This is a genomic window from Cupriavidus sp. SIMBA_020 (assembly GCF_046535395.1).
In the GTDB taxonomy this organism is placed as follows: domain Bacteria; phylum Pseudomonadota; class Gammaproteobacteria; order Burkholderiales; family Burkholderiaceae; genus Cupriavidus; species Cupriavidus campinensis.
On record NZ_JAWRWU010000931.1, the window covers coordinates 1 to 260 of the forward strand.

The window sequence follows — 260 nt, forward strand, 5'->3', positions numbered from 1 at the left end:
CTGCCATATTGGCCGCGGCGCTGATCCTGCGCAGTCGATTCATCGCGCGGACGCGAGGCTGATCGGCGCACGACCGTCTTCCGCGTCCTGCACCAGCGCGCCCGAAAACGAATAGCCCGATCCGCGCATGCTGCGGATCGGGATCGACAGCCCCGCCGCCTCACCCTTGCGCTTGAGGCGGCTGATGACCAGATCCAGCGCGCGCCCATTGCCAGGAATGTCCATGTCGTCGACCGCGAAATCGCTGCGGCGCACGACCT

General features: G+C 66.9%; 1 protein-coding gene. It reads right to left on the minus strand.

What is annotated here, in order from left to right:
- Positions 1-39: 39 nt before the first annotated feature.
- On the minus strand, positions 40-260 hold a 221-nt coding region (locus tag SB751_RS32175; RefSeq protein ID WP_410749283.1), incomplete at its 5' end, for a helix-turn-helix domain-containing protein.